Genomic DNA, 5,580 nt, shown 5'->3' with positions numbered 1-5,580 from the left:
TTGCAGTACCATCAGCGTGTGCAGGCTTAGCTTCCGGGTTCGGAATGGGACCGGGCGTTTCCCTGCAGCTATTGACCACCGACAAACTTTCAGAACAATACCCTCTTTTTACTGGGTGTCTGGGTGTTGTGTCAGATACTGCATAGTGGACGCGGTCACGACAGTGACTAGTTGTTTTCTTTGTTGTTTTGCCAGCACACATAGTGTGTGTTGGTGTTTGTTGTGGTCAATTAGTACCAGTAGCCTTCACACCTCACGGTGCTTCCAGGTCTGGCCTATCTACCCTATCGTCTTTAGGGGACCTTAACGAAACCTCATCTTAAAACAGGCTTCCCGCTTAGATGCTTTCAGCGGTTATCCCTTCCGTACGTAGCCAACCAGCGATACCCCTGGCGGGATAACTGGCACACTAGAGGTACGTCCGTCCCGGTCCTCTCGTACTAGGGACAGCTTTCTTCAAGTTTCAACGCGCGCGGCGGATAGAGACCGAACTGTCTCACGACGTTCTGAACCCAGCTCGCGTGCCGCTTTAATGGGCGAACAGCCCAACCCTTGGGACCTACTCCAGCCCCAGGATGCGACGAGCCGACATCGAGGTGCCAAACCATCCCGTCGATATGGACTCTTGGGGAAGATCAGCCTGTTATCCCCGGGGTACCTTTTATCCGTTGAGCGACACCACATCCACAAGTAGGTGCCGGATCACTAGTCCCGACTTTCGTCCCTGCTCGACATGTCTGTCTCACAGTCAAGCTCCCTTGTGCACTTACACTCACCACCTGATTGCCAACCAGGCTGAGGGAACCTTTGGGCGCCTCCGTTACATTTTGGGAGGCAACCGCCCCAGTTAAACTACCCACCAGGCACTGTCCCCAACCCAGATCATGGGCCAAGGTTAGATGCTCAATCCGATCAGAGTGGTATTTCAACAACGACTCCACCACCACTAGCGTGACGGCTTCTAAGTCTCCCACCTATCCTACACAAACCGAACCAAACACCAATACCAAGCTATAGTGAAGGTCCCGGGGTCTTTTCGTCCTGCCGCGCGTAACGAGCATCTTTACTCGTAGTGCAATTTCACCGGGCCTGTGGTTGAGACAGCAGAGAAGTCGTTACGCCATTCGTGCAGGTCGGAACTTACCCGACAAGGAATTTCGCTACCTTAGGATGGTTATAGTTACCACCGCCGTTTACTGGGGCTTAAATTCTCAGCTTCGCCAACAACGTTGACTAACCGGTCCTCTTAACCTTCCAGCACCGGGCAGGCGTCAGTCCATATACATCAACTTAACGTCTTCGCATGGACCTGTGTTTTTGATAAACAGTCGCTTCCCTCTATTCTCTGCGACCCCACAACGCTTAACACCGCAAAGAGTGCTCACGCCGTGGGGCCCCCCTTCTCCCGAAGTTACGGGGGCATTTTGCCGAATTCCTTAACCACAGTTCACCCGAACGCCTTAGTATTTTCAACCTGACCACCTGTGTCGGTTTAGGGTACGGGCCATACACACACATCGCTAGAGGCTTTTCTCGACAGTACAGGATCACCACCATCAACCCCAATGGGTCTACGCATCACGCCTCAACCACATGTGCGGCGGATTTACCTACCACACGGTCTGCACGCTTACACCACCAATCCAATAAGTGGCGTGGCTACCTCACTGCGTCACCCCATCACTTGAACCACACATCAGGCCCCACGACATCAACACCACCAATCTTCAAAGAAGACCAGCAATGCATCCGCGGTGGTTAGTATCAGTGCTTCATCATGGGCGCGCATGTACGGGTACCAGAATATCAACTGGTTATCCATCGACTACGCCTGTCGGCCTCGCCTTAGGTCCCGACTCACCCTGGGAAGACGAACTTGACCCAGGAACCCTTAGTCATCCGGCGGATAGGATTCTCACCTATCAATTCGTTACTCATGCCTGCATTCTCACTCGCACACAGTCCACGCCTCCTTACGGTAACGCTTCAACCCATGCACGACGCTCCCCTACCCAACTAAAAAAAGTTGCCGCGGCTTCGGCGGTGTACTTGAGCCCCACTACATTGTCGGCGCAGAACCACTCGACCAGTGAGCTATTACGCACTCTTTCAAGGATGGCTGCTTCTAAGCCAACCTCCTGGCTGTCTTCGCGATCCCACATCCTTTTCCACTTAGTACACCCTTAGGGGCCTTAACCGGCGATCTGGGCTGTTTCCCTCTCGACTATGAAGCTTATCCCCCACAGTCTCACTGCCGTACAACACAATTAGTGGCATTCGGAGTTTGGCTGACATTGCTAAGATTGTAGTCCCGCTCAACCAACCAGTAGCTCTACCTCCACCAAGCTATAATACGACGCTGCACCTAAATGCATTTCGGGGAGAACCAGCTATCACGGAGTTTGATTGGCCTTTCACCCCTACCCACAGCTCATCCCCGCAGTTTTCAACCTACGTGGGTTCGCGCCTCCACAACCTCTTACAGCTGCTTCACACTGGCCATGGGTAGATCACCCCGCTTCGGGTCCAGGACATGCCACTAAACACCCCATTAGGATTCGGTTTCCCTACGGCTACCCCACACGGGTTAACCTCGCGACATGCCGCTGACTCGCAGGCTCATTCTTCAAAAGGCACGCCATCACACACACACGGTGCTCTGACGGATTGTAAGCACATGGTTTCAGGAACTATTTCACTCCCCTCCCGGGGTACTTTTCACCATTCCCTCACGGTACTCATACACTATCGGTCACACTGAGTATTTAGGCTTACCGGGTGGTCCCGGCAGATTCACAGCAGATTCCACGAGCCCGCTGCTACTCGGGCAACCCAACAACCCACACATCATCATCTTCAGCTACAGGACTCTCACCTACTCCGGCAGGCCATTCCAAACCACTTCACCTAACAACAATGCGCAAGCGCGGCAATGGTAGTCACCGCACATCAGGGCCCACAACACCGCACACACAACCCCTACCAGGTATCACATGCACACGGTTTAGCCTCATCCACGTTCGTTCGCCACTACTAGCAGAATCATTATTATTTTCTTCTCCTACGGGTACTGAGATGTTTCACTTCCCCGCGTAAACCCCCACAACAGCTATGAATTCACTGAAGGGTAACCCCACATAACCAGGGCCAGGTTTCCCCATTCGGACATCCTCGGATCAACGCTTAATTGACAACTCCCCGAGGCTTAACGCAGCCTTTCACGTCCTTCATCGGCTCAGCATGCCAAGGCATCCACCATGCGCCCTTAATAACGAACACACAAACCACCACACACAAACAAGCGCGGGTGGCCACACAAGTGAACTTGACAAAATAAACAAAAAAAGAAATCACACAAACACACACAACACACCACACAAAAGCGCAGCATGTCCCACGTGTTTAATGCTCGCGTCCACTATACAGTTCTCACACAACACCCCAACCACAACCAGCACACACAAACCATGCACACCAGCAAAATGGTCAGGCACCAAAAAAAGGGGATAATGCCCCAGACACCCAACAATGTGCCAACATACAAACAACAATTACTTCCCATGTGCACGGACACTGCGTGTCACAAAGCGCCATTCAAACACTTGATTACGTCTTAAAGGTGTATCTTCCACCCGGAATTTCAAAATAAACAACGTTGGCAGCATGACACTCGCACACTCAACCAACAACCTGCCACAACCATGGCAGGACAAGACACAACTGTGCCCAATAAATAAAGCTCCTTAGAAAGGAGGTGATCCACCCGCACCTTCCGGTACGGGTACCTTGTTACGACTTCGTCCCAATCGCCGATCCCACCTTCGACGGCTCCCTAACAAGTTTGGGCCACCGGCTTCGGGTGTTACCAACTTTCATGACGTGACGGGCGGTGTGTACAAGGCCCGGGAACGTATTCACCGCAGCATTGCTGATCTGCGATTACTAGCGACTCCGACTTCATGGGGTCGAGTTGCAGACCCCAATCCGAACTAAGGCCGGCTTTCAGCGATTCGCTCCACCTCACAGTGTCGCTGCGCGTTGTACCGACCATTGTAGCATGTGTGAAGCCCTGGACATAAGGGGCATGATGATTTGACGTCATCCCCACCTTCCTCCGAGTTGACCCCGGCAGTCTCTCATGAGTCCCCAACCAAATGCTGGCAACATAAGACAAGGGTTGCGCTCGTTGCGGGACTTAACCCAACATCTCACGACACGAGCTGACGACAACCATGCACCACCTGTACACCAGCCACAAAGGGAAAGACTATCTCTAGCCCGATCCGGTGTATGTCAAGCCCAGGTAAGGTTCTTCGCGTTGCATCGAATTAATCCACATGCTCCGCCGCTTGTGCGGGCCCCCGTCAATTCCTTTGAGTTTTAGCCTTGCGGCCGTACTCCCCAGGCGGGGCGCTTAATGCGTTAGCTACGGCACGAAAGTCGTGAAAAGACCCTCACACCTAGCGCCCACCGTTTACGGCATGGACTACCAGGGTATCTAATCCTGTTCGCTACCCATGCTTTCGCTCCTCAGCGTCAGTAACTGCCCAGTAACCTGCCTTCGCCATCGGTGTTCCTCCTGATATCTGCGCATTTCACCGCTACACCAGGAATTCCAGTTACCCCTACAGTACTCAAGTTATGCCCGTATCGCCTGCACGCCCGGAGTTAAGCCCCGGAATTTCACAGACGACGCGACAAACCACCTACGAGCCCTTTACGCCCAGTAATTCCGGACAACGCTCGCACCCTACGTATTACCGCGGCTGCTGGCACGTAGTTAGCCGGTGCTTCTTATCTAGGTACCGTCACAAAAAGCTTCGTCCCTAGCGAAAGGAGTTTACAACCCGAAGGCCGTCATCCCCCACGCGGCGTCGCTGCATCAGGCTTGCGCCCATTGTGCAATATTCCCCACTGCTGCCTCCCGTAGGAGTCTGGGCCGTATCTCAGTCCCAATGTGGCCGTCCACCCTCTCAGGCCGGCTACCCGTCGCCGCCTTGGTAGGCCATTACCCCACCAACAAGCTGATAGGCCGCGAGCTCATCCTACACCGAAAAAACTTTCCAACCATCACACTAAAAATGGCTCCTATCCGGTATTAGACCCAGTTTCCCAGGCTTATCCCGAAGTGCAGGGCAGATCACCCACGTGTTACTCACCCGTTCGCCACTCGAGTACCCTGCAAGCAGGGCCTTTCCGTTCGACTTGCATGTGTTAAGCACGCCGCCAGCGTTCGTCCTGAGCCAGGATCAAACTCTCCACAAAAAAATTTCAGAACAAATCCGAAACAGGCCGTGAAAAGCCCGAAACCCAACAAAAGAACAAACCACCACAAACCACAAAAGCCTGTGCTGGCGTCCAAAAAATTACTACAAAGAAAAAATAAACAGTCCCCTCAACCCGACGGGGTCAAAAAGAGGAAACCAAAAAAGGTAAACACAATCACATGCCAACCAATCCATCTCAATGCAGCCGAAACACCAAACAGCATTCAAATAAGTACGTGTTCCACATACCCAACCGGCACACACCAACCAACAAGCACACAGGCCCACTGGCAGACAAACCAATCAACACACA

The 5,580-nt window shown here is 52.9% G+C and carries 3 rRNA genes and 1 pseudogene; all 4 read right to left on the bottom strand.

Annotated elements, in window-relative coordinates:
- Positions 1-83: ribosomal RNA gene (gene rrf / locus EF879_RS26680) — 5S ribosomal RNA — on the bottom strand; the annotation flags it as partial.
- A gap of 17 nt (positions 84-100) precedes the next feature.
- Positions 101-202: pseudogene (locus EF879_RS28920) on the bottom strand (hypothetical protein); the annotation flags it as partial.
- 9 nt (positions 203-211) lie between these two features.
- Positions 212-3,279, bottom strand: a 23S ribosomal RNA gene (locus tag EF879_RS26675).
- 468 nt (positions 3,280-3,747) lie between these two features.
- Positions 3,748-5,265, bottom strand: a 16S ribosomal RNA gene (locus EF879_RS26670).
- Between the last annotated feature and the right edge of the window lie 315 nt (positions 5,266-5,580).

Origin of the sequence: Micromonospora sp. HM5-17 (assembly GCF_003762835.1) — a bacterium.
GTDB lineage: Bacteria > Actinomycetota > Actinomycetes > Mycobacteriales > Micromonosporaceae > Plantactinospora.
The sequence above is the reverse complement of the archived record's forward strand: the minus strand, read 5'-3'. Positions and strand labels throughout refer to the sequence as shown.